This window comes from Halalkalibaculum sp. DA384 (genome assembly GCF_043951955.1).
Classification (GTDB): domain Bacteria; phylum Bacteroidota; class Rhodothermia; order Balneolales; family Balneolaceae; genus JAMQKA01.
In genome coordinates this window covers 1-5,289 of record NZ_JBINJE010000066.1, presented here as the reverse complement: position 1 = coordinate 5,289, position 5,289 = coordinate 1, and the positions used below count along the sequence as shown (strand labels likewise).

Below are 5,289 nucleotides of genomic sequence, written 5' to 3'. Positions count from 1 at the left end.
AAAAATCCAGAGCAAACCGGCCAGGATGATGTTCCCGTACAAGGCGCAGAGTTGTCTGAGGATGGCAAAACGATTCTGATTCAAATCTCGGATCAGGACTTGCAGCCGGTCGATCAAATGCGCATCCAGCTAACGCTCGAGTCAGAAAATGGCAAACGGTACAAGGATACCATGTACCTCACCATCCACAAGGTACCGGGTAGAAAAGTATCACAAAATTAGCTGGTACTTCACGGAATCGTAATGAAATCAGGATTTACTATGAAATTTTCCTCTAAAAAACTTATTCAACTGGCGGTCTGTCTCCTTTTGGGGCTACTATTAGCACCTCCGGAATCGCTCTTGGCCCAGGAGGGCGAGCAGTGGATTACCTACCAGCCTGCCGATGGTCCGGGCAATGGCAAACACATTGTGCTGGTCAGCGGAGATGAGGAGTACCGCTCCGAGGAAGCCCTGCCGATGCTGGGGAAAATCCTGGCCAAACGCCACGGCTTTAAAGCCACAGTTCTGTTTGCCATAGATCCGGAAACCGGCGAGATTGACCCGGAGCTGCAGACCAACATTCCGGGACTGCACAACCTGCAAAACGCAGATCTGATGGTGATTTTTACACGCTTCCGTGAGCTGTCCGACGAGCAGATGAAGCATATCGTTGATTACGTCAATGCGGGCAAGCCGATTGTCGGCATGCGAACGGCGACACACGCCTTCCAGTATGAGCGCAATCCTGACAGTCCGTACGCGCACTACTCGTTTAAAAGCACCGAGAAAGGATGGGAAGACGGGTTTGGTGATCATCAACGTGGATTAACACCTTCTGATTTTGAATAAGGAATCTTTCGACAGGATTTTAAATAAAAAGGGATTCCGGGTAAGGTCATATTATGCCGTATAAACGACGACAATTTATAAAACAGGCATTGCTGTCACTTTCCGGCATGAGCCTGGTTTCCTCCACTACTATATTCAATTCTGTCAGTCAGACTGAGGACATCAATGTCGTCGTTTGGGATGAGCGACAGCCTGAGCAGAAAAAGGTGTATGAAAACTTCATGGGGAACGAGATCGCTGGGTATTTGCGAAATCAACCCGGGTTGAATATTCAGTCTGTGGGATTGGACGATCCCGGGCAGGGACTGACTGATACAATTATGGATGGGGCTGACATACTAATATGGTGGGGGCATATCCGCCAGGATGAAATTGAGTGGAAAACGGGCCGCAAAATTATTGATAGGATTGAGAAAGGAACGCTATCGATGATCACGCTCCATTCAGCCCACTGGTCCACCCCGTTTATGGAGGCGATGAACCGGGTAACGCAAAAAAGAGCGGAAGAAGAGTTCCCGGGTCATGAGATAAACTACATCTCACCACCGGATCGATTTACCACCCCTGAATATGATACCAGGATCACTCCCTATACCCAGGTTCGCAAGTACCCGGATGGAAGGGAAAGGATCAATGTACACCTTCCATACTGTTGTTTCCCGGCATACCGGGATGATGGGAAACCAAGTTATGGTCGGTTTATTCGGTCTAATCATCCCATCGCACATGGATTGTCGGAAAGCTTTGAGGTTCCTCAAGCCGAGATGTATGACGAGCCATTTCATGTGCCGGAGCCTGACGAGGTTGTGTTTGAAGAGCGCTGGTCTACCGGCGAATGGTTTCGGAGCGGCATGATATGGCAGCTCGGTGAGGGTCGATTTTTTTACTTCCGACCCGGGCATGAAACGTACCCGGTATTCAAAGAAGAGCGAACGCTAAAAATACTGGAAAACACCGTTCGCTGGCTGAATAAGACGTAAAAACAGCCAGTATTTTTTGAAATCCGGGCAAGGCTCCGAACGGAATTTGGATATGAAAATAGGTTGCCTCTAAGATTGTTCGGATTAATTTAACGGGATTATAAAGATGATTAAGAATCTTATTGTTGGTTGTATCATTCTATGGCTATCGATTTCCTGTGCCGGTAATCAAGATGGTAGCTCAAGCGGTCAAAATGACTCGAGGCCAAATATTATTTTCATCATGTCAGATGACCACACATCACAGGCCATCAGTGCCTACGGTGGCATGCTGGCTGATATCGCGCCCACACCCAACATTGACCGCCTTGCTGATGAGGGAATGATCTTCAATAATGCGTTTGTCACCAACTCCATCTGTACCCCCAGCCGGGCCGTGTTATTAACTGGAAAATATTCCCATAAAAATGGCGTGTATAAATTTACCGCACTTGATCACAGCCAGCCCACCCTGCCAAAAATGATGCAGCGAGCCGGGTATGAGACAGCCCATATCGGGAAATATCATCTGCATTCCAATCCGGTGGGATTCGATTATTTTTCTGTGCTTCCTGGACAGGGAAATTACTTTGATCCCGAGTTTATTCAAAAAGGTGATGAGCATCCCAGTGGATGGGTCAAACATGGCCAAAGAACCCAGTTTGAGGGCCACTCTTCTGATGTTATTACGGATCAAACGCTGGACTATTTAAAGAATAAGCGATCTGGTGACAAGCCCTTTATGCTGTTTGCCAATTTCAAGGCTCCCCACGATCCGTGGGATTATGCTGAACGCTACGATGGTTATCTGGCCGACGTCGAGATCCCCGAGCCATCGAATTTGCTGGACAATTACGATGGTCGGAGTGATGCCCTGAAGCAAACTACGCAGCACCTGGATGATATCGCCCTGAACTGGAGCGACCCTGCCCAGCTGAAAAGAGAAACGGAAGGCCTGGAAGGCGATGCCAAGACGAGAAAAATATATCAAATGTACATGAAGAAGTACCTCCGTTCGGTTAAGGGCGTAGATGATAATATGGGGCGACTGCTGTATTATCTCGATGAATCAGGTTTGGCCCAAAATACGATCATTATGTACACCGGCGACCAGGGATTTTTCCTTGGAGAGCACGGGCTCTATGACAAACGCTTCATGTATGAGGAAGCCCTGGGGATGCCGCTGCTCGTTCGTTGGCCACAGGAGGTAGAAAAGAGATCGGTAAGTGATGGAATGGTCCTGAATGTGGATTACGCCCCCACCATACTGGATGTCGCCGGGTTGGAACCACACCCGGAAATGCAGGGCCGAAGTTTTCTGTCCCTTTTGAGGGGAAATCAACCGTCTGACTGGCGAAATTCGATGTATTACCGATACTATTTTTCCCATTTTGATACCGAACCACATTATGGGGTGCGGACCTACGACCATAAACTTATCTACTATAACCGCATAGATCAGTGGGAACTCTACGATATAAAGGAGGATCCCAAAGAGATGAAGAATCTGTACGGTGATCCCGATTATAATCAGGTAACCGGCCAGCTTAAAACTGAATTAACAAGGCTCCAAAAAGAATTAGGTGATCTCCCCGAGGATAATGGCAGCAAACCCAATCTGGGCAAACTGGCCTCCGATCCAATACATTCCTCTGACAATTTACCTGTTGGAACGGGCGATAAGACGATCTTGGTGAAGTTTAAGTCAACGGGCGGGGGAACAATCTTCTCTCAAACCGACCTCAGTGGAAATCCGTTTGAAGAGAAGGCGTGGGTAGGAGACAAAACGTTATATATCCGAAATTCAAACCTGATGTTTACTGATTCTGGCCAGGAAATGATGGTCGAGAAAAATATTGAGAAAGACCAGTGGTATTACCTGGCATTTGTTATCCAGGATAAGCAACCCCTCGTATATATCAATGGTAATCTTGAAATTAAAACAGACAGCCAGTTAAGTCCCAACAAGGCCGGTCAAACATTTAATATAGGAGCGGGATTAAGTGGAAATGGCTACAATGGCTATAACTTTGTCGGAGAGATAGATCATGTTGTAGCTTACGGCAGAGTCTTGGAAAAGGAGGAAATCGTAAGCCATACTCGTGGGGCTATGCTGAGCGAACCTGCAGTATTTAAATGGGAAAACTGAAGATAAATCAACATGTGTGATAATATTAACACAGGGAAGTTAAACAGTAATTAGTTCCGATTACCATGCCCGCAAATCGAAAAGAATTTTTAAAGCAATTAGGCTCGCTCAGTGCCTTGCCCTTTATCTCGACGGCACTGCCGGCCTGTGTAAATAGTAATTCACAAAATGGAGATAGTATGACAAACGTTGGTTTTAATCTGTTGGCATGGTCGGCCGTAATTTCGGAGGATCAGCTTCCGCTGGTAGAACGATTAAGGAAGATCGGCTACGACGGCATCGAATGCCCCATGGATTCTCGTGATACGGCAATCTATAAAAAATTTGGACAGGAATTTCAAAATATGGATCTGAAGTCGACCTGTGTGTTGGCAGTGGGACCTGATGAAAATCCAATAGACGAGTCTGCCGAAGTCAGGCAAAAAGCCCTGGACCGCATGAAATGGGCCGTGGACCGGGCCGTTGATCTTAACGCTGAGCTCATATGTGGACCCTTCCACTCGGCCTTTGCTCATTTTACCAGGAATCCACCTACTGCAGAGGAATATGCACGCAGTGCGGAGGTGTTGCGTGAGGCGGGAGAATATGCAGCAACGGCAGATATTACCCTGGCCCTGGAGGCAATCAACCGATTTGAGTGTTACCTGTGCAATACCATGCAGCAGGTGGGCGGGTTGGTCCGGGAGGTAGACCATCCCAACGTGACCGTCCATTTCGATACCCATCATGCCAATATCGAAGAGAAGAAACTTGGTGATGCAATAACGAGTGTTGCGCCCATACTGGGACATGTTCATATTAGTGAAAATGATCGGGGGACGCCGGGATCCGGTCATGTACCGTGGGATGATGCGTTTGCTACACTGGCTGACATCGGTTACGAGGGGTGGTTGACTATTGAAGCGTTTACGCGCAATGACCCAAATTTTGCCAACGCTATTAACGTATGGCGCGAATATAACGAGCCCTGGCATATGGCCGAGGTAGGATTCAAATTTATACAATCGATGCGGGAAAAACATGGGCTTTAACATTGCGAAAAAACTCTTCATTCCAGGTTCTTGCAAGACCTGTAAGAATCCGTTTATGTATCGTGAAACGATCTGATTTTTGAAATCAATTTCAGTTTAATTTTTCTAACACTTAAAACAACATACTTATGACAGACCTACCATTTCGATTTGGAGCGGAAGTGTACACGTGGTTTATGGATGGCAACGGGGAGGCGCACGAAGGTGAACTGGGCCATATGATCGAGGTGACGGCCCGGGCGGGGTTTGACGGGATCGAGCCGATCGCCTACTGGATGGGGGAGCTGGCCGACCCGCAGAAGCTGGCCGCCACCCTGGA

General features: G+C 47.6%; 5 protein-coding genes and 1 pseudogene. All 6 read left to right on the top strand.

Going from position 1 to position 5,289, the window contains the following annotated elements; translation table 11 throughout:
• A partial coding sequence (locus tag ACG2E4_RS18105) for a hypothetical protein (protein WP_395277470.1) occupies positions 1 to 222 on the top strand: 222 nt, incomplete at its 5' end.
• Between the two features lie 39 nt (positions 223 to 261).
• Positions 262 to 831 (top strand): hypothetical protein, encoded by a 570-nt coding sequence (locus tag ACG2E4_RS18100; RefSeq protein ID WP_395277469.1) that lies wholly within the window; start codon positions 262 to 264, stop codon positions 829 to 831.
• 53 nt (positions 832 to 884) lie between these two features.
• Entirely contained in the window at positions 885 to 1,811 is a 927-nt protein-coding gene (locus ACG2E4_RS18095; RefSeq protein ID WP_395277468.1) for a ThuA domain-containing protein, read from the top strand.
• A gap of 106 nt (positions 1,812 to 1,917) precedes the next feature.
• The gene (locus ACG2E4_RS18090; RefSeq protein ID WP_395277467.1) at positions 1,918 to 3,939 is read left to right on the top strand and encodes a sulfatase-like hydrolase/transferase; all 2,022 of its coding nucleotides are present in this window, start codon (positions 1,918 to 1,920) and stop codon (positions 3,937 to 3,939) included.
• Positions 3,940 to 4,118: 179 nt separating this feature from the next.
• Positions 4,119 to 4,970: a sugar phosphate isomerase/epimerase family protein gene (locus tag ACG2E4_RS18085; RefSeq protein ID WP_395277466.1), complete on the top strand. Its 852-nt coding sequence runs from the start codon at positions 4,119 to 4,121 to the stop codon at positions 4,968 to 4,970.
• A 128-nt stretch (positions 4,971 to 5,098) separates the two neighbouring features.
• Positions 5,099 to 5,289: pseudogene (locus ACG2E4_RS18080) on the top strand (sugar phosphate isomerase/epimerase); the annotation flags it as partial.